The organism is Actinacidiphila sp. bgisy145 (assembly GCF_057708125.1).
Genome location: NZ_JBYIRL010000017.1, coordinates 41819 through 63792 on the forward strand (window position 1 = coordinate 41819; position 21974 = coordinate 63792).

Below are 21974 nucleotides of genomic sequence, written 5' to 3' on the forward strand. Positions count from 1 at the left end.
GGCAGCGGGGTGTAACGTGGCTTTAAGAAACTGAATCGTTCTCTATTTACAGGAGCAGCACACCATGGGCACACGCCTCGAGGACCGCGCGGCCATCGCCGATCTGATGACCGGCTGGATTCACCGCGACCTGAGCGAGTGGGACCGGTTGCGCGACCTCTTCCACCCGGGCGCCACCGTCGAGATCACCTGGTTCGACGGGCTGGCCACCGACTTCGTCGACGGATCGGCGCGCATGGGCGCGTCCGCCCTGCGCACCAAGCACGTCATCGCGGGGCCCTCGATCACCTTCAACGGCGACCGCGCCCTGGTGGAGACCAACGCGATGGTCCTCGCCGAGAACACCGACCTGGAACTCGGCGCCACCGCGCACAACCGCTTCTGGGACCAGGTGGAGAAGCGCGACGGCGAGTGGCGCATCGCCAAGCGCCAGAGCTTCTACGACATGAGCTACTTCAACTTCCTGACCAAGGTCCACGAGATCGACGAGGAGGCGGTACGCGGCTTCCCGCGCGAGTACGCCGCACTGGCCTACCTGCTGGTGAAGTCCGGCTTCCCGATCGTGCGGGAGTTCCCCACCCGCGGCAGCGCCCTGGAGGCCGACATCAAGGCCGCCGGCCACGCCTGGCTCGACGCGTCCTGATTCCCCGCACCCGGCCCCCGGAGGGCTCCCGCCGGCCCCCGACCGGCCCCGGGGGCGTACGCCGGGGGACGCGGGCGGTCGGGCAGAGGTACAGAAACCGCCGGATGCGCCCGCCCGCGCCGGGGTGGCCTGCGTCACAACTCGGCCACTGGTGAGCGCTGTTGAGCGGCGGGCGGCCACCGCGGAGCGGCGAGCGGCCCGCCGGCACCGCGCCCGCGCCCGCCGGCGCAGCCCGCGGCGGCGGCGCGGGCCGGGCGCGGCGGCGTTCCCGCCGCGACGGGCGGGCCGGAGTGCTCCCGGGGGTGACCACGCCGTTTGGCTCCTGCGGCCCCCGCGCGGCCGGCCGGCACCCGGGGCCCGGCGCCGGGGCCCCCGGCGCCCCGGAGATCGATTTCCGGAAACACGCGATCACCGCGGCAGTTGATCGAATTCACGCACCGGAATCCGGAATCTCTCCCTAGGCCACTACCGGCCATTCACGCAACGACCGGAACCTGCGGGAATCAGTTTTCACTTCCCCCGGGCTGGCTTATGTTGGGTGCCGTCCCGCCGACTTTATTGATTCAGTCGCGCGCTCTGATCAGTATTTCTCCGGCCGACACGGAAGAGCATCTTGCGGACGGGACCGACCGTTTGAGGGGGCTGCCCTCGGCAGCGATACGCCCCCGACCGTCCTGAGACGCGGGAGGAATTGATGAACGATTCCAGAGCGACCTTCTGCCGGCGCGCGCACAGCCACCCGCGCCCTTTGTTCCCGCCCTTCCGCGCGGCGTGTTGTCCCCGCACCCGGGCGTGACCGCCGCGCGCCCGGACCGGGCCGCGTCAGGCCCGCATCCTCAGCTGCCCTGACCTCGTCGGCAGCCGTACTCCGCACGTTCCGGTTGCCGCTGCGCCGTGCCCGCCGAGGGCGCGGCCGCCGGCCGCGTACCGGACGCGGGAACCCGCGGCGCACCGCCGCCCCTGTTGATCCCCCTGGAGCACCACGAAGGAGTGTGCTCGACAGCATGACCGACTCCGTGCAGAACAGTCCCGCCGCGGGGGCCGCCGCGGACCTCGCCCCGCCGGACAGCGCCGACCACGCCGTCGGCACCGACAGCACCCCTGCCTGGTCGTCGCCGTCCGCCCGGCTGGCCCTGGCGTCCTTGCAGACCAGGGCGTGGGAGCTCAGCCGCCTGGCCGAGGAGACCGCCGAGGCGCTGGCCCGGGCCGGGACGCCGCAGTCCGACGGCTTCACCGACATCGCCCGGCGCTCGATCCCGCGCTGGCACTTCCCGATGCTGAACGACACCGAGCGGAACGAGGCGCTGGCCCTGGCGCTGCACAAGCAGATCCCGTCCGGGTCCCTGGTGCTGGAGATCGGCACCGGGACGGGGTTCCTGGCGATGGCGGCGGTCAAGGCCGGCGCCGGACACGTCGTCACCTGCGAGGAGAACCCGCTGATGGCGGAGATCGCCCGGCAGACGATCGCGCGGCACGGCATGTCCGACGCCGTCACCGTGGTCCCCCGGCGCTCCACCGCGCTGTCGGTCGGCGGGGACCTGCCGCGCCGCGCGGACGTGCTCATCTCGGAGATCGTCGACTGCGGGCTGGTCGGCGAGGGGCTGTTCCCCGCCGTCCGGCACGCGCGCGAGCACCTGCTGGCGCCGGGCGGACTGATGCTGCCGGCCGGCGCGCAACTGCACGGCCAGCTCATCGAGAGCGCCGCGGTGGCCGGGCTGAACCGGGTGCGGTCCGCCGCCGACTACGACGTGTCCTTGATGAACACGGTCGCCACCCCGGGCCACTTCCCCGTACGCCTGAACACCTGGCCGCACCGCACGCTGTCGCAGCGGGCGCCCCTGGCGCGGTGGGACCTGCGCGCGGCGCCGCTGCTGCCCGGTTCGCGGCGGGTGTCGCTGCCGGTGACGGACGGCGGCCGGGCCGACGGGCTCGTCGTGTGGTTCGCGCTGGACTACGGCGAGGGCATCGTGCTCGGCAACGAGCCGGAGAAGACCGCCTCGCACTGGTCCCAGGCCCTCGTCCCGCTCGACGGGAGCGCGGTGCTGCGCCCGGGCGGGCTGTTCGACCTCGAACTGTCCTGGTCCGACAGCCGCCTGACGGCCCGCTAGCCGCTGTCCCCGCACCTGCACCCCGCACACCGCACACCCCGCATCCGCCCGCCCCCTCGAGAGGAGCCCGCGATGAGCCACTCCCTGCCCGCCTACCGGCCGTTCGCCCTGGAAGGCGACGAACTGCGCGACGCCGTCCTGCGGTACGCCACCAACCCGCTGTACCTGGACAACGAGGACTGGCAGAACCACGACAACCCCTACCGCCGCCAGCTGCGCCCGCAGGTGCTGCGGCACCTGGACTTCAGCAAGCCGCCCGCCCGGGCCGACATCCTCAACTACTCCAGCCTGGCCGCCGGGCGGCTGCTCACCAGCATCTACGAGGCCGACCTGGTCTTCCTGCCGAAGTCCGGGCTCGGCGACCGCGCCGAGGACTTCCACCGCTACTACGACCCCGGCAACCGGGCGCTGGGCGAGGCGATCCGCCCGGCGCTGGAGCGCTACGCCTTCGGCTTCCTCGACGAGGAGGTCGACGTCTCCGGCCCGTGGACCAAGGAGTCGTTCCTCGCCTACGTGGAGTCGCTGGACGCCGGTGCGGCCGCCGGGCCGTCGCGGACCGAGCAGGCGATCCTGTCGTCCACCGACCGCGAGCGCGCGGCCCGCATGTGGCTCATCCAGCTCGCGCCCGACTTCCTGTCCGAGGCGTCGCCGATGATCCGCAACGTCCTGGGCAACTACGGCGCCGCCCAGTCCGAGTGGTTCAAGATCATCATCGACGAGTACGGGTACGGCGTGCACGCCACCAAGCACAGCCGGCTGTACGAGCAGACCCTGGAGTCGGTCGGCCTCGGCTCCGACCTGCACCGGTACTGGCAGTACTACCTCAACAGCAGCCTGCTGATGAACAACTACTTCCACTACCTGGGCAAGAACCACGAGCTGTTCTTCCGCTACCTCGGCGCGCTCTACTACACCGAGTCCAGCCTCGTGGACTGGTGCCGGCACGCGGTCAGCACACTCACCGAGGTCTTCGGCGACCGCGTCGACACCACGTACTTCACCGAGCACGTGCACATCGACCAGCACCACGGGCGGATGGCGCTGGAGAAGCTGCTGCTGCCGGTGCTGGAGGAGCACGGCGAGAGCGTGATCCCCGAGATGGTCCGCGGCATCGAGGAGTACCGCGCCCTGCTGGAGGTCTCCGACCAGGACTTCGCCGCGCAGATCGCCTGGATGGACGGGCAGCCGGAGTGCCGCAAGCTGCACGCGCCGGTCCACGAGGCGATCACCAGCGGCCGGATCAACCCGCCGCTGGCCGACATCGTCGAGCCGTTCGGCGAACTGTCCAACACCCACTGCCACGACGGCGACGAGCTGTGCCACATCGTCTCCGGGACGATGAAGTTCGTCAGCGGCTTCGACTCGCACGTGATCCTGGAGGCCGGCGAAGGCGTCGTGATCCTGAAGAACCGGCTGCACGGCGCGATCATCGAGTCCGACGAGTGCGTCTACCAGATCTACTCGGTGGGGGATCACACGTCGTGCTTGTCGTGACCTTCGCCGCGACGGGCGCCGGCAACTGCGTGGAGGTCGCGGACGCCCCCTACGTGTACGCCCGCACCGCGTCCGGCGGCTTCGTGATGGGCGCCGCCTGCCCGCACCGCGGCGGCCCGCTGCACCTGGCCGACGTCTCGGCGGACGGCAGGCAGGTGCGGTGCCCCTGGCACGGCGGCCGCGTCTCGGTGGCCCGGCTGCGCCGCCAGGTGGCGTCGGTGCGGCGCGGGGGCAGCGTGACCGCGGTGTTCAGCGTGCCGCCCGGCACGCCGACCCGGGTGCGCCACGTCCCGGTGGCGGCGGCGCTGTGCGCGGCGGGCGGCGGAGAGCCGGCGTGCTGACCACCGTATCGCCGTACTTCCTGGCCACCTCGCTGCTGGTGATCGTCTCGCCGGGGCCGGACGCCGTGCTGGCGGTGCACCTGGTGCTCCGCAGCGGCCGCCGCGCCCCGGCGTTCGCGGGCGCCGCCGGCATGGTCACCGCCGGCGCGGGGCACGCCCTGCTGGCGCTGACCGGGGTGTCGGTGGTGATGCGCGGCAATCCGGCGGTGTGGACGGCGATGCGGTGGACCGGCGCGGCGGTGCTGCTGGTGTGGGGGGTGCGGGCGCTGGCCGCCGCGTGCCGGCCGGCCGGCGGCCAGGACGGCCCGGCCGGTCCTGACGGTCCTGGCGGGCGGTTCTCGCTGCGCCGCAGCTACGGCCTGGGGCTGCTGTCCACCGGCAGCAACCCCAAGGTCGGCGTGTTCCTGCTCGCCTACCTGCCGCAGTTCGCCGGCCGGCACGACCCGGCGCAGCGCACCGTGGCACTGCTCGCGGCGGTCTACCTGGCGCTGGCGGCCGCCTGGCTGACGGTGCTGATCGTCTCCACCGACCTGCTGCGCACCCGCGGCGCCCGGCGGCAGGAGCGCGACGCCGGGCGCCGCGGCCGATGGCGGCAGGCCGCGGAGGGGGTGCTCGGCGTGCTCTTCCTCGGCTTCGCGGTGCGCCTGGCCTGGGCGGGCTGACGCCTGCCGCCGGGTGGGGCGGTCAGCTCTCCAGGTCGATCAGGAACTGCTTGGCGTGGGCGCCGCCGGCATAGCCGGTGAACTTCCCGGCGGCGCCCACCACCCGGTGGCAGGGCAGCACCACGCACAGCGGGTTGGCGCCGAGCGCGGTGCCCACCGCCCGTGCCGCGCCCGGCCGGCCGATGCCCGCGGCGAGCGCGCCGTAGGTGGTGGTGGCGCCGTAGGGGGCCAGGGTGTCCACCGCGAGGACGACCTCGCGGCGGAAGGGGGTGGCCAGCCGCATGTCCACCGGCAGCTCGAAGCCGCGGCGCCGCCCGTCGAGGTACGCGTCGAGCTGCGCCCGGGTGCGTTCCAGCACCAGCGCGGCGGCTGATCCGGCGGGGGCGGCCGCCTCGTCGGTGGTGGTGCGGCAGACCGGGGCGAGCAGCCGGAGCAGCTGCTCGGACGGGGCGAAACCGCAGTAGAGCAGGGCCTGTTCGGAGGCGGCGAGCGTGAGGCGGCCGATCGGGGTGGTGTGGCAGGCCGTCACGACGCTGTCGAGCCGGTCCGGGTTGTCGCTGGTCATCGTTCTCCTGGTGGTCGCCCGGGGGCGGTGGGAACGGTCCGCACGCGGGGGCGGTGCGGACCTGGGAAGGGCCCGGGCCGTGGTCATGCCGCCGGCCGGCAGCTCTTGCACGGACGGTAGCCCGCGTGCCGGGCCTGGCTCGCGGACCGGAAGGGCACCTGGTGCCGCTCGGTGATCCGCCGGGCGTGGGCGCAGGTCGGGTGGCAATAGATACGGGTGGTGTCGCTGCCGAGGAAGACCGTTTCCCGCCGGGCCAGTTCCGCGACCCGGTCGGCGTCGATCGCCTCCGCCGCCCGCAGCGCGGCACCGGCCGCCGTACCGTACCCGATGTCGTGCGGCAGCCCGCGCTCGTCGGTGATCCGGTAGGTGGGGACGAGGACGCTGACGGGGTTGGCGGCCAGGGCGGCGAGCACGGTGTGCGGCGGGAGGCCGCCGGCCTCCCGGGCGAGCCAGGACACCGGCCGCAACTGGCCGCGCGGCACCGTCCGTACGGCGGCGAGGACCGCGTCCACGGGCGGCGGCACCGGGCCCCACGCCAGCGGCAGCCGGGCGAACCGGCCGGTGCGCAGCGCGGTGCGCAGCCCGGGCGGCGCCTGCTCCACCGGCACCGCCGAGCGTCCGGTCCGCGCCCGGTGCGCCTCCTCGAACGCGATGGCGGCCAGCGGGCCGCCCGCCCCGGACCCGAAGCTGAACTCACCGGCCGCTTCCGGCACTTCGGTACTTCCCGCGTCCAGGCCGGAGACATCCGCCGCACGTCGTCCCGCTGCCGAACCGAACCCGCCCGCCGGGCCAGGCACTTCGCCGCCCCCCGCGTCCAGGCCAGGTACGTCCGCCGCACGACATCCCGCTACCGAACCGAACCCGCCCGCCGGGCCAGGCACTTCGCCGCCCCCCGCGTCCAAGCCGGGCACGTCCGCCGCACGACGTCCCACGGCCGAGCCGAACCCGCCCTCCGGGCCGGGCACTTCGCCACCCTCCACGACCGCGTCGAACTCAGCGTCAGCCCGCGGCCGTTGCGCCCCGTACCCGCGGAGGGCCCCCGCCAGGGCGGCGCCGGTGATCACGCCCGCGCGGTGCGCCACGTACAGCGGGCCCGCCGCGGTGGGGACGGCGGTGTAGCCGTCGTAGCGCACCGGAGCGATGCCGGCCGCGCGCAGCACGCCGGCCGCGAAGCCCGCCGGGGCCGGCTCCGCCAGGCCCGCCAGCGCGCGCTCCAGGCGGTCGGCGCCCTGCTCAGGGGGCCGCTCCCCCATGCCGTTCACGGTCTCGTCACCTCCTGCGCCTGCGCCGTGTCCGGGGGCACGATGCCCCGTAGTCTCGCCAGGCCGCGCGAGACCTGGGCCTTCACCGTCCCGACCGGGCAGCCGACCACCTCGGCCGCCTCCTGGTAGCTCATGCCGATCACGTGCCGCAGCACGACCGCGGTCCGCTGCTGCTCCGGCAGTTGGAGCAGCGCGGCGGTCAGCACGCCGCGGTCCAGGGCGTTGGCCGCGCGCTCCTCCGGCCCGGGGTCGCCGTCGGGCCAGGTGGTGCACGACTCCTCCGCCGGGAAGGGCGCGACCGGGTGCCGTGTGGCGGTCCTGACGTGGTTGCGCCAGGTGTTCGCGGCGATCGCCAGCAGCCAGGAGCGCGGCCGCAGGGCCCGGCGGCGCTCCGCGGAGTACCCGCGCAGCGCGGTGTACGCCTTCAGGAACGTGTCCTGCCCCAGGTCGTCGGCGACCGCCGCCGACCCCGACACGCGCAGCAGGAAGGTGCGCACCGGGGTGGCGTGGCGTCGGACCAGCTCCACGAAGCCGCTCTCGAGATCCTCCGCCAGCAAGTCCCCGGTGCCCGCCGTCAGTTCCACCGTCGCGTCCATCGTCAGTAGAACACCGCCCGGCCGCGTTCGGTTGCCGGTGACCGGCGCGGGCCCGCGGCCCGTGGTCCGCCGGTCGGGCGGCCCGTGCCGGTGATCGGCAACCGAACGCGGCCCGCCGGTGTTTCCCTTCGGAACACCCATGGTGCCCGAAAGCGCCCACCGGCCGCCCGGCCGCCGGCACGGCCGGCGGTGACGGCGGGGACGAGGAGATCGCAGAACATGACGGACGACATCCGGACGCGCCCGGCCGCCCCTCCCGGCGGGAAGGCGCGCACCTCCGGACAGGACTTCGCCCGCCTGTGGTTCGGGCAGTCGGCCAGCCTGGTCGGCGACCAGTTCATGGTCGTGGCGCTGCCGCTGCTGTCGGTCACGGTCCTGCACACCTCCCTCGCCCGGGCCGCGCTGCTGCCGTTCGCGCTGTACGCGCCGTTCCTGCTGGTCGGCCTGCCGGCCGGGGCGGTCGTGGACCGGATGCGCCGCCGCTCGGTGATGCTGCTGTGCGACAGCGTCCAGGCCGCGACCTTCCTGGCGGTCTTCGTCTGCGCGGAGGCGCATGTGCTGTCCTTCTGGGGTTTGGCCGGGCTGGTGTTCGTCGCCGGGACGATGACGGTCTTCTTCCAGGTCGCCTGCACCTCCTACCCGCCGGCGCTGTTCACCGACGAGGCGGAGCTGCACCGCCGCAACTCGCAGCTGTACCTGTCGGATTCGGTGTCCAAGGCGGCCGGGCCGGTGGTGGCCGGCCCGGTGATCGCGTTCCTGAGCGTGGCCGGCGCGGTGGCCGCCAATGCCGCGAGCTTCCTGGTCTCGGTGCTGGCGGTGCTGTCGATCCGGCACCGGGAGCCCGCGCCCGAGCCGGCCCGCCGCAGCCGGGGCTGGCTGCGCCGGGACATCTGGGAGGGGCTGCGGTTCGTCTTCCGCCACCCCGTGCTGGAGCCGGTGCTGACCTGCGGGATGACGTACACGGTCTTCCTGACCATGGTCGAGTCGATCCTGGTGCTGTACTGCCACAGCGTGCTGGGGCTCGGCCCGGTCGGCACCGGCATCGTGGTGGGCGCCTCGGCCGCCGGCTTCCCGGTCGGCAACGCGCTGTCGGTGCGGCTGGCGGCGTGGCAGGGCGTCCCCCGCACCTGCGTGATCGGCACCGTCGTGTCGGTGACCGGGCTGATCTGCATGCCGGTGGCGGGGCACCTGCACTCGACGGTCGGCCTGGTGGCCGGCTGCGTGGTGCACTGCGTCGGCGAGGGGGCCTTCGGCCCGCTGTCGCTGACGTTGCGCCAGACCGAGACCCCGCCCGCCCTGCTCGGGCGGGTCAACGCCGTCCAGCGGTTCCTCGTGTGGGGGATGATCCCGCTCGGCAGCCTGCTCGCCTCCCTGGCGATCTCGCTGTGGAGCCTCCAGGCCGCGATGGCCATCGGCGCGGTCGGCACCGTGCTGTGCGTTCCGGTTCTGGTCCGCCGCGGCATCCGCGGCGGCATCGCCGTACGGGGTGAGCTGAGCCCCCTCCCGCAAGGCTGAGCCCCTCCCGCGGGGCCGACACACCCCGACCGCACCCCGAAGGGAAAGGCGCCATGAAGTACCCACCCGGAGCCGGCGGTCTGGCAGGTCTCGTGCGCGAGCGCCTCGCCGGAGCCGGCCGCCCGCCAGGCGAACAGTTACCGAAGGGACTCCACATGACGTACGCGCCGGGAATCGAAGAGTTCATCAACCGCAGCAATGACGCGATCCCGCTGGACTTCTACAAACTGCCCCTCGACGAGCAGCGCGCGATGTACACCGGGCTGAAGGACGTCTTCCCGTTCGAGATTCCGCCCGGCGTGACCGCCACGGAGGAAGTGATAAACGGCTGCCGTATTCGGCTGTACCGTCCGAAGGAACTCCGCGGCAGCGGGGTGGTCTGCTATATCCGGGCCGGCGGATTCGTCGTCGGGTCGCTGGACTCCCACCACAGCGTCGGCGCGGAGATCGCCGACAAGACCGGGCTGCTCGCGGCGTCGCTGGACTTCCGGCTCGCGCCCGAACACCCCTATCCGGCCCCGCTGGAGGACTGCTACGCGGCGCTGTGCGGTCTGGTGGAGAACGCCGGGCGCCTCGGCTTCGACCCGGACCGCGTGGTGCTCACCGGTGAGAGCTCCGGCGCGAACATGGCCGTCGTGCTGTGCATGATGACGCGCGACCGGCAGGGCCCGCCGCTGCGCGGCCACGCCCTGATCAGCCCCGTGCTCAACTTCGCCCGCTGGCGCACCGGCGGGGAGGACGCGCCGCTGCTGACCGGCGGCGAGATGGAGTACTACACCGCCTGCTACTGCCCCGATCCCAAGGAGGTGGAGGGCCCCTACGTCTCGCCGCTGCTGCACGGCGAGTTCCACGGCCTGCCGCCGGCGTACGTCATGGGCACCGAACTGGACTCGCTGCTGGTCGACTCCGAGCAGTACGCCGAGCGGCTGCGCGAGCACGGCACGCCGGTCACCCTCGTCGTGGAGCCCGGTCTGGTGCACTCCTCGATCCGGGCCCGCGGCCTGAGCCCGCAGGCGGCCGACGCCTGGCGGCGGTTCTGCGCCCACGCGGCGCGCCTGGCCGGGGAGAGCGCGGCGTGAAGGTGGCGGTGGTCGTCGACCCGTACTCCTCCGGGAACATGTTCGCCCCCGCCTTCCGCGCCGCCGGGTTCACACCGGTGGCGGTCACCTCCGCGCCGAAGCCGTCGGCGGTCTACGCGCCGTCCTACCGGCCCGGGGACTTCGCCTCGGTGGTCACCCACGACGGCGACCTGGCGGCGACCCGCGCGGCCGTGGCCGCGCTCGACCCGGTGTGCGTGGTGGCCGGCACCGAGAGCGGGGTGGCCCTCGCCGACCGGCTCGCGCCGCTGATCACCCCCGGGCGGGCCAACGACGCGGCGTCGGCGCGGGTGCGCCGCCACAAGGGCGCGATGCGCGAGGCGCTGGTCGCGGCCGGGGTGCCCGCGGTCCGGCAGATCTGCACCGACTCCGCGGACGCGGTCGCCGGCTGGCTGCGCGCGCAGCACCTGGAGGGCGCCGACCTCGTGGTCAAGCCGCCGACGAGCGCCGGGACCGACGGGGTGACCCTGGTGCCGGCCGGCGCCGACTGGCGGCCGGTCTTCGACGGGCTGCTGCACCGCAGGAACAAGCTGGACCTCGTCAACGACCAGGTCCTGGTCCAGGAGCGGCTGGTCGGCACCGAGTACGTCGTGGACACCTTCAGCCACGACGGGGTGCACACGGTGGTGAACCTGTGCGCGTACGGCAAGCGCGGGGTGGTCTACGAGAGCCTGGAGTGGCTGCCGTACGACCTCGACCGCTACGGGGAGCTGATCCGCTACACCCGCGACGCGCTGGACGCCCTGGGGGTGCGGTTCGGCGCCGCGCACTCCGAGGTGATGATGACCGCCGCCGGGCCGCGGCTGATCGAGACCGGGGTGCGGCTGCACGGCGGCGGGCAGCCGCGCTTCTGCCGGGTCGCGACCGGCGACAGCCAGGTGGACCGCACCGTGCGGTACTGCGCGGGCGAGGAGGTTCCCGACGCCTTCGAGCTGCGGCAGCACCTGATGGTGGTGTTCCTGATCAGTCGGGCCACCGGGGTCGTCCGCAACGTGCGGGAGGTCGTCGACCGGATCGGCGCGCTGCCCAGCCACCACCACACGTCGGTGCCGCTGCGCGACGGCGACCGGGTGACGGCCACGCACGACCTGTTCTCCACCCTCGCCCTGGGGTTCGTGGTCCTCTCCCACCCCGACCCGGCCCGGATACGCGCCGACCACGCCGCCGTGCGGGCCCTGGAGGCCGAACTGACCGTGGAGCCCGAACCGGCCGTGGCGTCCGAAACGGCCCTGGCGTCCGAACCGACCCTGGAGGAAGCATGATCGACCACCCCGCCGGCCGCCACCACGAGGTGCGCGGGCACCGCCTGTGGGTGGAGTCGGAGGGCGACGGCGACCCGGTGCTGCTGCTGGCCGGGCTCGGCCCGGCCGGCTCCCACGTGGTCTTCCACCCCTTCTTCTCCGCCCTCGCCGCGGACCACCGCGTGCTGTACCTCGACCTGTACGGGCGGGGCCGCTCGGACGCGCCCGAGGACCTGTCGCAGATCACGTTCGCGGAGGACGTCGCCGACGTCGCCGCGCTGATCGGGGAGCTGCGCGCCGGCCCGCTGCACCTGTACGGCTTCTCCTACGGCGGCCTGGTCGCCCAGGCGCTCGCGCTGGACCACCCGGCGCTGGTGCGGACCCTCACCCTGGCCAACACCCTGCACAGCCCGGAGATGTGGCAGCTCAACCACGCCAACATCAACCGGGAGATCGCGGCGCAGTACCCCGAGACGTGGGAGCGGATCACCGCCCTCCACGACCAGGGCGTACCCTCCACCGACCCGCGCCTCCAGGCGGAGTTCGCGGTGGCGACGCCCCTGGTGCGGTTCTATGACCCCGACCACGCGGGGCTGCTCGCCACCGAGCCGGGGGCCCGCAACACCGCCCTGTACCCGCTGTTCTGCGGCGCGGACGTGGACTTCACCGTCGGCGGCCAGGTGGCGGCCATCCCGGACTTCCGGCCGCGGCTGCGCGAGTTGACCGTGCCCGCGATGGTGCTCGCCGGCCGCTACGACCGCGCGCTCTACCCGCGGTTGCAGCGGGACTTCGCCCGCCACGCGCCCGGGATCGACTTCCGGATGCTGGAGCGCAGCGGCGCCTTCGGGCACGTGGAGGAGCCGGCGGTGGTGCACGCGCTGCTGCGCGACTTCTGGAAGGGGCGCTGAGCGTGGCGCCGGAGGTGGTCGGCTCGGTCGCGCTGCTGCGCCGCTTCCCGGTCAAGTCGATGCTGGGCGAGCGCCTTCCGTCCCTGGTGTTCGACGAGCGGGGGGTGGCCGGCGACCGGCTGTGGGCGGTGCGCTTCGCCGACGGCAAGCACGGCGCGGGCAAGCACACCCCGCGGTTCCGGACGGTGGAGGGCCTGCGGTACTTCTCCGCCTGCTACGAGGAGGGCGGCGAGCCGGACGGGCAGGCCGGGCCCGGCGCGGCGGTGCCGTGCGTGGTCTTCCCCGACGGCACCCGCTGGCGGGGCGACGCGGACGGCATCCACCGCGCGTTGTCCGACACGCTCGGCCGGGAGGTGACCCTCGCCCGGGAGGCGGGGGTCTCCCTGCTGGACGCGGGCCCGGGCATCGTGCACCTGCTGACGACGGCGACGGTGGCGTACGTACGCGGCCTGCTGGCCGGTTCGGACGTCGACGAGCGGCGCTTCCGGCCGAACCTGCTGCTGGACGTGGACGATCCGCCCGGGCCGGTGGAGGACGCGTGGGTCGGCCGGTCGCTCTCCATCGGCACGGCGCGGTTCACGGTCGTGGAACCCACCGAGCGGTGCGTGATGGTCAACCACGACCGGGACGGCATGCCCTACGACGGCCGCATCCTCAAGGCCCTCTACCGCGCGACGGCCATGCACGCGGGCGTCTACGCCAAGGTCGTCACCCCCGGCACCGTCCGCGCCGGCGACAAGGCGCGGCTGTCCGCGTAAGGGCCCCGGCCCGGCTTTCTCCGCCTCGGGGGCGTCACTCCCGGCGCCACAGCAGCCACATCAGGTGGACGCCCCCGAGCGCTCACCGGGCAGGCCGACGCGCTGCTCACGCGGGGCATCGTGCCGGTCGCCTCGACCCGCGGCGACGGCGCCGACCTCGTCCCCGCCTACCTGGAGAAGGGCTTCCCGCAGGACGCGCGGCAGCCGGCGTCGGTGGCCGTCGACGACGACGTCTTCTCCCTCGGCGCCGGCCCCGCCGCCGCGCCGGCAGCTGAGCCCGGCCGGGCCGGCTGGCGCGCAACTGCCCGACTGGCGGCGGTAGTTGCAGGCAATCCGAGGGGCAGCGTTTCCCCGCGGCACCCTTTCCGTTCGCTTTGCGCGGCTACCGTCCCAGGCGGCCCGGTCCGGCACAGGAGAGGCGCACCATCGATGAGCACCCCGCTCCACCGCATACCCGCACGTCAGCCCGGGGCGCCGGTGTCCTGGGACCGGCGGCGGCAGGACGGCGGCCGGCCGGCAGTCCTGCCGGGCAACGCGGCGCAGCGCGCACTGCTGGAGATCCAGTCCCGCGCCGGCAACCGCGCCGCGGTGGCGGCGGTGCAGCGCGCCCGCACCGGCGGCCCGGCCCCGGCCGACGGCGCCGCGCCCGCCGCGGCCGCCCGGCCGCACCGGTACCGGGAGCGGATCACCGAGATCCTCGACAAGCTGAAGAAGAACTTCGAGTTCCTCGACACCTTCGTCAAGAACGTGCAGGTGCCGGCGAACGCGGGCTTCTCCCAGCACGCCGCCGCCACCGTCGACGACGGCCTGAAGCACAACGCGGCGTCCTCGGGCGGCGCGGCCGGCGCGGAGAGCATGGTCGCCGAGGGCATCGGCGCGGCGCTCAACGGCCTGGAGGCGTCCAAGGCACGGCAGGACCTGAAGAAGCACCGGACCGGGGCGGCCCACCACGGGGCGGCCAAGAAGTTCCGGTCGAAGGCGTCGGAGGCGGTCATCAACGCGGCCAGTTCCGCGGCCAACGCGCTGAGTTCCGCCAAGGAGCTGACCAAGGCCGAGCACGCGCTGCACGCCGCGAGCGTGGCCGAGGCCGGCGGCATCGGCTCCGGCGTCATGGGCGCGGTCAAGGGGGCCCGCGCGGCGCGCCGCACCGGGCTGACGGCCCGCAAGTACCGCGCCCTGAGGAAGATCGAGAAGCCCGCGCGGACCCCCGACGAGGCGCTGGCGCAGCTCAGCCAGGCGAAGCAGAACGCCGAGTGGGCCGCGGCCGAGGCGTACGTCGCGCTGGACGCCCAGTGGGACGTGGGCGGCGACGACCTGGCGGACCGGCTGGGCGACGCCATCGACACCGCCTGGGGGGCGATGGGCGACGCACGCGACGCCGCCCGGGACTACCAGCGGGCCCAGGACGTCAACACCATGGACGACGTGCTCTCCTACGCCACGGGCAAGCAGCGCCACAAGTTCGGCAAGCAGGCGCTGACCGCGGTCGGCGAGTCCACCAAGGCCGCCGGCGGCATCGTGACCGCGGTCGCGGCGACCGCGGGCGGCGCGGGCCTGGCGAGCAACCCGGTCGGCTGGGGCCTGGCCGCGGGCGCGGCCGGGCTGATCCTCGGGGTGACCGCCTACAAGGCGGGCCGGGCGGGCAAGAAGCGGTACGACGGGGCGCGGCACCCCGAGCGCTGGGCGGAGGAGGGTGCTCGGACGGCGGCGCCCGCCTCCCGCGAGGACGCCCTGAAGGAGGCGCTGAAGTTCTGGAAGAAGGTGACGGGCGGCGAGCGCCAGGCCATGGCGCGGAAGATCTACGCCCTGGCGGCTGGCCCGCAGATCCGGGGCAGCGGCGACACCGCGCCGGAGATGCGGGCGTCGGCGAGGTCCTTGCTGGTCGCCCTGAAGGCGGGCCCGGCCGACCAGAAGCTGGACCCGGACGCGTGGGCGCAGACCCTCGACGACCCGGCGAAGACCGCCGCGTGGATCAAGGAGATCGGCGAGCAGCTGTCCTCGGCGTGACCTCGCGTCTTGGGAAGGTCCGGACGCCGCCGGGCGCGGGTGCGCCCGGCGGTGTCCGGGCCCGGCGGCGCGGGCCGGTGCTCAGGCCGTCGGCACGTCCTCGGTCGTGCCGTCGGGGAAGACGACCCGGACGGCGCCGTCGGCGGTGCGGACGGCGCTCGCCCCGGTGTGCTGCGGTTGCGGCCCGCCGTGGAGGCCGGGGTCGGCGCTGAGGACCACCAGCGTGGCCAGCAGGCGGGTGCCGCCGGGGTGGCGCGCGGTCAGCAGCGGGGTCGCCGAGTGGCGGCCGTAGGCGTTGTGGCCCACGGAGGTGGCGACCGACCCCTGGCCGCCGGGCGGTTCGCCGTCCCAGCCGAGCAGGCCGACGAGCAGGCTGGTCAGGCCGTCGCGGCGGCGGGCGAGCGCCCAGCCGGGGCCGGCCTGCGCGACGGGCGGCGCGGTGTCGTCGGCCACGGCCCAGCCGCCTTCGCGCAGGTGCGCGCCTGCGGGCGCTTCGACCCGGTGGACCCGTACCTCCCAGGGGCCGTGGGCGACGCTGACGGTGGTGATGCGGGCGTGCTCGCCGTTGTCCGCGGACGGGCGGGTGTGCCAGGAACCGGCACGCCGGCCCTCGGTGAAGAGGCGGTGGATTCGGCCGCGGGCGAAGCGGCCGGGCGCGTCGAGCAGGGTGATCTGGTTGTCGGGGCCGGCGGCCGTGTCGTCGGGGGGTGTGTCGGGCGCGGTGGCCGTGGAGTACGCGAAGCGGTTGTAGTGCGGGTCGTCCTGGATCGCGGAGGTCGGCGACTGGTGGTCGCTGCCGTGGTTGACCAGGCGGACGATGCCGTCGGCGGCGGTGGAGTGCAGCAGCCAGCCCGGGCCGGGCAGGGCGAGGTGGCGGTCCGCGGTCTCGACCGGGCCGGGCTCCTCCGGCGCGGTCCACACCGGGTGGTCGGCGGGCAGCAGCAGGCCGAGGAACGCCTTGTTCGCCCAGTACGGCGAGGCGGGGCCGGAGTAGGGCTGGGTGACAGGGAGGTAGGGGCCGTACCAGCCCAGCCGCAGCAGCCCTTCCGCGTCGGGCACACCGTGGTCGGCGAAGTGCTTCAGCGTCCCGGAGGCCAGCCGGCGGGTACGGCCGGGAGGCAGCGGGGTGGCGTCGGCCAGCACCCCGGCCCACAGCGGGGCGGCCGCGGCGAACCGGTAGGTCAGGGAGCGGCCCTGGTGGACGGGGGCGCCGTCGGCGCCGAAGAAGTACTGGTGGTCTTCGAGGAAGCGGCGCAGCCGTTCGCGGTGGGCGGCGACCAGCATGCCGTCGGCGCGCGGCCCGGCGATGCGGGCCCACAGCACGGGGTACAGGTGCAGGGTCCAGGCGTTGTAGTAGTCGAACTTCTGGCCGTCGCCGTCGGTGTACCAGCCGTCGCCGCGGTACCAGTCGTCGAGGCGGGACAGGCCGGCGTCGATCTCGGCGCGGCGGTGCGGGGCGCCGACGGAGGCGAGGAACTCCTCGGTGACGACCTGGAAGAGCCGCCAGTTGGAGTCGTTGGGCTTGGCGCCGACGAATCCGCCCAGCCAGGCGGCGGTGCGCTGGCGGACCGGTTCGGGCAGGGCGTCCCAGATCCACGGGCGGGTCTCGTGCAGGGCGATGGCGATCGCGGCGGCCTCGACCATGGACTGGGCGCGGTCGGTGACGGGGGGCCAGTGCTCGGGGTCGGCGGGGTCGGTGCCGGCGGCCAGGCCCGCGGCGTAGCGTGCGATGAGGTCCTGGATGTGGGTGGTACCGGGCTGGTCCTGCCCGGCGGCGCCGGCGATGCGGCAGGCGGCGAGGGTGAAGGACCGGGCGTAGCCTTCGAGCCCGTCCGACCAGGCGCCGGAGTGGCTGGCGCGGCCCGGGAGCCGGTACTGCGCCCGGTGGGGTGAGGCGTACGGGAGCAGTGCGGCCAGCATGCGGTCGGCGGCCGCCTCCCAGTGGGCGCGGGTGTAGCCGGTGTACGGCGACAGGCCCGGGTCCAGGGGCGGTTGCTGGGGGGAGTCGGCCAGGAGGTGCGGCGCGGTCATGCCGGTTCGGGCCCTTTCATGGGGTGCGCTCCGGTGGGGGCGCGGCGACGCTTTCGCGTACGACGATGTGTGTGCCGAGCACGTGGTGGGTGCTCGGGGAGTCCTCGGGCGAGCGCAGGGCGATGCGCACGGCCTCGCGGCCCAGTTCCTCGGCGGGGGTGCGGACCGTGGTGAGCGGCGGGTTGAAGTCGGCGGCCAGCGGGATGTCGTTGTAGCCGACGACGGAGATGTCGTCGGGGACGCGCAGGCCGGCGTCGGCGATGGCGCGCAGGGCGCCGGCGGCGACCATGTCGTCCCCGGCGAAGACGGCGGTGAAGTGCGGTCCCGCCTTGAGGAGTTCGGCCATGGCACGCTGTCCGTTGGCGCGGCCCAGCCCGCAGTCGACCACGTGCGCGGCCTGCGCGGGCAGCCGGTGCTCGGCCAGCGCGGCGCGGTAGCCGGCGACGCGGGCGTCCAGCGCGGTGTTGCCGGGCAGGCCGCCGAGGAAGACGATCCTGCGGTGGCCGGCGGACAGCAGGTGGCTGGTGACCGCGCGGGCGCCGGCCTCGTTGTCGAAGTCGACGACCAGGGCGGGGATGTCGGGGCTGGGGGCCGGGCGCCCGCACAGCACGAGCCGGGCGCCGGCGCCGTCCAGGGCGTGGGCGTACTGGGCGACGCGCTCGCGGTAGTCGTCGTCCTCGACGACGCCGCCGACCAGGACCACCAGCCGGGCGCCCTCCTCGCGCATCAGCTGCATGAAGGCGAGTTCGCGCTGCGGCTCGCCGCCGGTCTGGCCGACCAGGCACAGCCAGCCGTGGGCGGCCGCCTCGGCCTCGACGCCTTCGGCGACGTGCGCGTAGAAGGGGCTGGTGACCTGGCGGACGAGGACGGCGACCATCTTGCGGCCGCCGCCGACCAGCGCGCGGGCGTGGGCGTTGGCGACGTAGTCCAGGGCCTGGGCGGCTCTCATCACCTTCGCCCGGGTCGCCTGCGGCACGGGGTAGTTGCCGCTGAGCACCCGGGAGGCGGTGGCGACCGACACTCCCGCCCGCTGCGCCACGTCCCGGATGGTGACCCGTCGATTCGCCGCCATGCTGCTCCTGCCTCTTCCCCGCGCTGCCGTGTACGCCATTGCCGCCTCACGTGTTCGAGGCGTGTTCCTTGGCGTATTCGTCAGCCATTCTGTCGCCGCCTCCCGAGCGCCACTTGCTGATCGCGCCGTCCAGCGCGGACAGCGGCTCGCGGCCGGCGATGACGGAGGTGATGGTGTCGTCCATGTCGGCTTCGAGCGTGGTGCCCTGGGAGTTGAAGGTGGCGGACTGGAGTCCGTAGGAGGCGTCGCGGATGGCGACCGGCACCACCTTCTGCTGCCAGGCGTGCAGGGCCTTGGTCGCGTCGGGGAAGCCGGGCAGGAACAGCACCTGGGGGCCCTCGGCGAGGTAGCGGAAGGGCAGGTTGGTGATGTTCTCGACCTGGCCGAGCTTGGTGGGCAGCGGGGAGCCGTCCTTGCCGCGGGTGAAGTGGACGCCCTCCACGCCGTAGTGGGTGAGTTCGTACTCCTTGGTGCCGAACGGGGCGGCGAGGTAGTCCAGGACGCGCAGCAGCAGCTGGATGCGCTCCTTGCCCGCCTTCTTCAGGATGGTGTAGCCGAAGGAGCGGCGGGCGGCGACGATGCCGCCGGGAGTGCCGTCCACGCTGTAGGGCAGCGCGGGCGCCGGGGTGAGCAGGCCCTTGGAGTCGGGGTACACGGCCGTGTAGTTGCCGAAGCCGTTCTGGAGGGAGCCGATGGTGCCGTTCAGCATCAGGGTGTAGGCGTCGGAGGTGGACAGGGACGTGGAGTCGGGGTGGTAGTAGCCGCTCTTGCGCAGCTGCGCCTGGTAGGCGACGGCGGCCTTGAAGCGCTCGTCGGCGTAGCCGGCGTGGAAGGCGCCCTTGGCGTCCACCGCCCAGCCCTGCGGCACGTTGTGGGCCGCGGAGTGCACGTTGTAGTTGAAGTCGGAGCCCTTCGCCGAACCGAGGGCGTACTTCTTGCCGCTGGTGGCCTTCTTCGCCACGGCGGTGAAGTCGTTCGACGTCCAGCCGTCCTGCATCCCGGCGGCGGTGAACTCGCCCTGGTTGATCCACAGGGTCGAGCCGGGTACGGGCCGCTCCAGCGGGATGCCGTAGATCCGTCCGCTGATCCGGCCCATGTCGTGCCATGCCTGGGCGGGGATGCCGGCGAGGTTGGGGTAGGCGCTGACGGCGTCGCCGGACAGGTACGGGGTCAGGTCCTCGGCGCGGGCCTGCACGAACTGCGCCTCCCGGGGCAGGACGAACCCGGAGAACATGTTGATGATGTCCGGCAGCGAGCCGCTGTCCTGGGCCATCACCGTGGCCATCTTGGCCTGGTAGTCGTCCGTCGGGATGACCGTGTACTCGATCTTCACCCCGAGGGCCTTCTCCACGGCCTTCCAGTACTGGTTGCCCGCCTCGGACTTGGGCGGGGTGCCGAAGGTGACGGACATGACCTTGATGGTCGACCCGTCGCCGGGGGTGCGGGCCACGGAGCTGGTCAGGTTCGACGGGTAGGCGGTGAAGCCGGCCTGGACGCCCGCGGAGGTCGGAGCGAGGTCCGGGGTGGGGCCGGCCGCCGGGCGGTAGGTGGGCCAGGGCGCCAGCTTCTTGCCCACGTTGGAGACGTTGCCGCCGGCGGCGTCGGAGGAGGTGCAGGCCGACAGCAGTCCGGGGACGGACACCGCGGCGCCGCCGGCGGCGATGGAGCGCAGCAGGGTGCGCCGGGACATTCTGGGCATGGGAGGTGGCCTTTCGGGTCGGTGCGGCCGAGCGGGTGGCGGGCGGGTGCCGGGCCGGTGCTGAGCAGGTACCGGGCAGGAGGTCAGCTCTTGATTGCGCCGGTGAGCACGCCCTTGGTGAAGTACTTCTGGAGGAAGGGGTAGGCCAGCAGGATCGGCACGGTGGCGAGCACCACGACTGCCATCTGGATCGTCTGCGGCGCGTTGACCGTGCCGTCGCCCAGCGTCTGGTCGGTCAGGCCGGTGCCGGCCACGACATAGGTGCGCAGCACCTGCTGGAGCGGCCAGTGGTCGCTGTTGAGGTACAGCGAGGCGTAGAACCAGGAGTTCCAGTACGACACGGCGTAGAACAGCCCGACGACGGCGAGTGCGGCCTTGGACAGCGGCAGCACGATCGTCCACAGCACCCGCAGGTCGCCGGCCCCGTCGAGCCGGGCGGCCTCGTACAGTTCCTCGGGGATGCCCTGGAAGAAGCCGCGCAGCACGATCAGGTTGAAGACGTTGACCAGCAGCGGAAGGATCAACGAGGAGTAGCTGTTGAGGAGGCCCAGGTTCTTCACGAGCAGGAAGCTGGGGATCATGCCGGGCGGGAAGAGGAAGGTGAACAGGATCAGCAGCAGCACCGGCCGCCCGCCGATGACCTTGGGGCGGGCCAGCGCGTAGGCCAGGCCCACCGTGCACAGCAGGCTCAGCGCGGTGCCGATGACGGTGACGCCGATGCTGACGGCCAGGGCGTGGGTGACGATGCCGCCCTGGAGGATGTCGTGGTAGGCCTTGAGGTTCGGGTGCTGGGGCCACAGCACCCAGCCGCCGTTGGCGACCACCTCCCGCTGCGAGGCGAGCGAGGTGGACACCACCACGAGGAAGGGCACGCAGACCAGGGCGACGACCACCACGAGGGCCACGGCCTTCGCGGACTGGGTGACGGGCTTCGGCTTCTCCATCCAGCCCGGCCGGACGTTCGCGCTCACTTGTAGACCCCCTGTTCGCCCAGCCGGTGGGCGATCTTGTTCGCCGCGTAGACCAGGACGGCGCCGACCACGCCCTTGAACAGGCCCGCGGCGACGGCCAGTCCGTAGTCGCCGCCCACGATGCCCTTGTAGTAGACGAAGGTGTCGATGACCTCCGCGGCCTGCGGGCCGACCGCGTCGCGCTGGAGCAGCATCTGCTCGAAGCCGACCGAGAGGATGTCGCCCAGCCGCATGATGAGCAGCAGCACCACCACCGGGCGGATCGCGGGCAGGGTGACGTGCCAGAAGCGGCGCCACGGGCCGGCCCCGTCGATCGCGGACGCCTCGTACAGCTGCTCGTCGACCTGGGAGAGCGCGGCGAGGAAGATGATGGTGCCCCAGCCGGTGTCCTTCCAGATCACCTGGGCGATCAGCAGCGGCTTGAACGCGTCGGGGTTCCCGATGATGTCGACGGTGTGCAGGCCCGCGTCGCCGAGGTAGCCGTTGAGCATCCCGGTGCCGCCCAGCACCTGCTGGAACATCGCCACCACGATCACCCACGAGATGAAGTGCGGCAGGTACACCACCGACTGCACGAACCGCCGCACCGTGCTCCACGTCAGGCTGTGCAGCAGCAGCGCGAGCGCCAGGGGGACGGGGAAGTAGAAGACCAGCTGGAGCAGCGCGATCCAGGCGGTGTTGAAGACCGCGTGCCAGAACGCGTCGTCCTGGAAGAGCTGCTGGAAGTTGGTGACGCCGTTCCACGGACTGCCCCACAGGCCGGCGAAGGGCACGTAGTCCTTGAACGCGACGACGTTGACGACCAGGGCCCCGTACTGGAACACCAGGAAGTAGGCGAGCCCCGGCACCATCAGGGCAAGCAGCGCCCAACTGCGCCGCTTGCGAAAACCTTTTCGTTCCGTCGGAGCCCCCGGCGTACGACCACGACCGTCCTCGGACGCCGTCTTTCCAGGGAGCTCCCGTATCAGCGCCGCCACGGCGCCTCCTCACCATCGGGTGCTGGG

19 protein-coding genes are annotated in these 21974 nt (G+C 73.5%); 11 read left to right on the plus strand and 8 right to left on the minus strand.

Annotated features, from left to right (window positions below):
• Positions 1-64: 64 nt before the first annotated feature.
• The 5 genes from AC3ERT_RS17195 to AC3ERT_RS17215 all read left to right on the plus strand — a co-directional run bounded on the left by AC3ERT_RS17195 (position 65) and on the right by AC3ERT_RS17215 (position 5248).
• Positions 65-643 carry a nuclear transport factor 2 family protein gene (locus AC3ERT_RS17195; protein WP_335972414.1) on the plus strand — a complete coding sequence of 193 codons (579 nt, stop codon included), beginning with the start codon at positions 65-67 and terminating at the stop codon, positions 641-643.
• Positions 644-1647: 1004 nt separating this feature from the next.
• Positions 1648-2751 carry a class I SAM-dependent methyltransferase gene (locus AC3ERT_RS17200; RefSeq protein WP_435175173.1) on the plus strand — a complete coding sequence of 368 codons (1104 nt, stop codon included), beginning with the start codon at positions 1648-1650 and terminating at the stop codon, positions 2749-2751.
• A 72-nt stretch (positions 2752-2823) separates the two neighbouring features.
• Positions 2824-4245: an iron-containing redox enzyme family protein gene (locus tag AC3ERT_RS17205; protein ID WP_435175175.1), complete on the plus strand. Its 1422-nt coding sequence runs from the start codon at positions 2824-2826 to the stop codon at positions 4243-4245.
• Positions 4233-4586, plus strand: coding sequence for a Rieske 2Fe-2S domain-containing protein (locus AC3ERT_RS17210; protein ID WP_435175177.1), 354 nt, complete (start codon positions 4233-4235; stop codon positions 4584-4586). Before AC3ERT_RS17205 ends, AC3ERT_RS17210 begins: the two co-directional genes overlap by 13 nt.
• Positions 4580-5248 (plus strand): LysE family translocator, encoded by a 669-nt coding sequence (locus tag AC3ERT_RS17215; RefSeq protein ID WP_335972418.1) that lies wholly within the window; start codon positions 4580-4582, stop codon positions 5246-5248. Before AC3ERT_RS17210 ends, AC3ERT_RS17215 begins: the two co-directional genes overlap by 7 nt.
• A 22-nt stretch (positions 5249-5270) precedes the next feature.
• Here the strand turns inward: AC3ERT_RS17215 and AC3ERT_RS17220 are convergent, their stop codons facing one another.
• The 3 genes from AC3ERT_RS17220 to AC3ERT_RS17230 form a co-directional block, all read right to left on the minus strand.
• Positions 5271-5813, minus strand: coding sequence for a methylated-DNA--[protein]-cysteine S-methyltransferase (locus tag AC3ERT_RS17220; protein WP_435175180.1), 543 nt, complete (start codon positions 5811-5813; stop codon positions 5271-5273).
• An 83-nt stretch (positions 5814-5896) separates the two neighbouring features.
• Entirely contained in the window at positions 5897-7066 is a 1170-nt protein-coding gene (locus tag AC3ERT_RS17225; protein ID WP_435175288.1) for an Ada metal-binding domain-containing protein, read from the minus strand.
• Between the two features lie 5 nt (positions 7067-7071).
• Positions 7072-7671, minus strand: a complete 600-nt coding sequence (locus AC3ERT_RS17230) for an RNA polymerase sigma factor (RefSeq protein WP_335972420.1) — start codon at positions 7669-7671, stop codon at positions 7072-7074.
• 219 nt (positions 7672-7890) lie between these two features.
• On the opposite strand from AC3ERT_RS17230, the gene AC3ERT_RS17235 reads away from it, so the two are divergent.
• From AC3ERT_RS17235 to AC3ERT_RS17260, 6 genes are all read left to right on the plus strand, one after another.
• Positions 7891-9186, plus strand: coding sequence for an MFS transporter (locus AC3ERT_RS17235; protein WP_435127049.1), 1296 nt, complete (start codon positions 7891-7893; stop codon positions 9184-9186).
• 155 nt (positions 9187-9341) lie between these two features.
• Positions 9342-10265 (plus strand): alpha/beta hydrolase, encoded by a 924-nt coding sequence (locus AC3ERT_RS17240; RefSeq protein WP_335972422.1) that lies wholly within the window; start codon positions 9342-9344, stop codon positions 10263-10265.
• A complete protein-coding gene (locus AC3ERT_RS17245) occupies positions 10262-11545 on the plus strand; it encodes an ATP-grasp domain-containing protein (RefSeq protein ID WP_435175182.1) in 1284 nt (427 codons plus the stop codon). Before AC3ERT_RS17240 ends, AC3ERT_RS17245 begins: the two co-directional genes overlap by 4 nt.
• Positions 11542-12432, plus strand: coding sequence for an alpha/beta fold hydrolase (locus tag AC3ERT_RS17250; protein WP_435175184.1), 891 nt, complete (start codon positions 11542-11544; stop codon positions 12430-12432). The genes AC3ERT_RS17245 and AC3ERT_RS17250 overlap by 4 nt, the downstream gene beginning before the upstream one ends.
• 2 nt (positions 12433-12434) lie before the next feature.
• Positions 12435-13190: an MOSC domain-containing protein gene (locus AC3ERT_RS17255; protein ID WP_435175186.1), complete on the plus strand. Its 756-nt coding sequence runs from the start codon at positions 12435-12437 to the stop codon at positions 13188-13190.
• Positions 13191-13619: 429 nt separating this feature from the next.
• On the plus strand, positions 13620-15197 hold the full coding sequence (locus tag AC3ERT_RS17260) for a hypothetical protein (RefSeq protein ID WP_435175188.1): 1578 nt from the start codon (positions 13620-13622) through the stop codon (positions 15195-15197).
• A gap of 81 nt (positions 15198-15278) precedes the next feature.
• Here AC3ERT_RS17260 and AC3ERT_RS17265 read toward each other — a convergent pair whose 3' ends face one another.
• The 5 genes from AC3ERT_RS17265 to AC3ERT_RS17285 form a co-directional block, all read right to left on the minus strand.
• A complete protein-coding gene (locus AC3ERT_RS17265) occupies positions 15279-17228 on the minus strand; it encodes a DUF2264 domain-containing protein (RefSeq protein ID WP_435175190.1) in 1950 nt (649 codons plus the stop codon).
• 16 nt (positions 17229-17244) lie between these two features.
• Positions 17245-18300: a LacI family DNA-binding transcriptional regulator gene (locus AC3ERT_RS17270; protein ID WP_435175192.1), complete on the minus strand. Its 1056-nt coding sequence runs from the start codon at positions 18298-18300 to the stop codon at positions 17245-17247.
• A 46-nt stretch (positions 18301-18346) separates the two neighbouring features.
• Entirely contained in the window at positions 18347-19999 is a 1653-nt protein-coding gene (locus AC3ERT_RS17275) for an extracellular solute-binding protein (protein ID WP_435175194.1), read from the minus strand.
• Positions 20000-20082: 83 nt separating this feature from the next.
• On the minus strand, positions 20083-20970 hold the full coding sequence (locus AC3ERT_RS17280; RefSeq protein ID WP_435127033.1) for a carbohydrate ABC transporter permease: 888 nt from the start codon (positions 20968-20970) through the stop codon (positions 20083-20085).
• On the minus strand, positions 20967-21821 hold the full coding sequence (locus tag AC3ERT_RS17285; RefSeq protein WP_435127031.1) for an ABC transporter permease: 855 nt from the start codon (positions 21819-21821) through the stop codon (positions 20967-20969). Before AC3ERT_RS17285 ends, AC3ERT_RS17280 begins: the two co-directional genes overlap by 4 nt.
• Positions 21822-21974 lie beyond the last annotated feature (153 nt).

Coding starts and splice junctions, on each gene's coding strand:
- AC3ERT_RS17265 (WP_435175190.1), bottom strand. CDS start 17,228: ATGACCGCGCCGCACCTCCTGGCCGACTCCCCCCAGCAACCGCCCCTG.
- AC3ERT_RS17285 (WP_435127031.1), bottom strand. CDS start 21,821: ATGGTGCCGGGGCTCGCCTACTTCCTGGTGTTCCAGTACGGGGCCCTG.
- AC3ERT_RS17195 (WP_335972414.1), top strand. CDS start 65: ATGGGCACACGCCTCGAGGACCGCGCGGCCATCGCCGATCTGATGACC.
- AC3ERT_RS17205 (WP_435175175.1), top strand. CDS start 2,824: ATGAGCCACTCCCTGCCCGCCTACCGGCCGTTCGCCCTGGAAGGCGAC.
- AC3ERT_RS17220 (WP_435175180.1), bottom strand. CDS start 5,813: ATGACCAGCGACAACCCGGACCGGCTCGACAGCGTCGTGACGGCCTGC.
- AC3ERT_RS17240 (WP_335972422.1), top strand. CDS start 9,342: ATGACGTACGCGCCGGGAATCGAAGAGTTCATCAACCGCAGCAATGAC.
- AC3ERT_RS17230 (WP_335972420.1), bottom strand. CDS start 7,671: ATGGACGCGACGGTGGAACTGACGGCGGGCACCGGGGACTTGCTGGCG.
- AC3ERT_RS17250 (WP_435175184.1), top strand. CDS start 11,542: ATGATCGACCACCCCGCCGGCCGCCACCACGAGGTGCGCGGGCACCGC.
- AC3ERT_RS17235 (WP_435127049.1), top strand. CDS start 7,891: ATGACGGACGACATCCGGACGCGCCCGGCCGCCCCTCCCGGCGGGAAG.
- AC3ERT_RS17275 (WP_435175194.1), bottom strand. CDS start 19,999: ATGCCCAGAATGTCCCGGCGCACCCTGCTGCGCTCCATCGCCGCCGGC.
- AC3ERT_RS17260 (WP_435175188.1), top strand. CDS start 13,620: ATGAGCACCCCGCTCCACCGCATACCCGCACGTCAGCCCGGGGCGCCG.
- AC3ERT_RS17200 (WP_435175173.1), top strand. CDS start 1,648: ATGACCGACTCCGTGCAGAACAGTCCCGCCGCGGGGGCCGCCGCGGAC.
- AC3ERT_RS17270 (WP_435175192.1), bottom strand. CDS start 18,300: ATGGCGGCGAATCGACGGGTCACCATCCGGGACGTGGCGCAGCGGGCG.
- AC3ERT_RS17225 (WP_435175288.1), bottom strand. CDS start 7,066: ATGGGGGAGCGGCCCCCTGAGCAGGGCGCCGACCGCCTGGAGCGCGCG.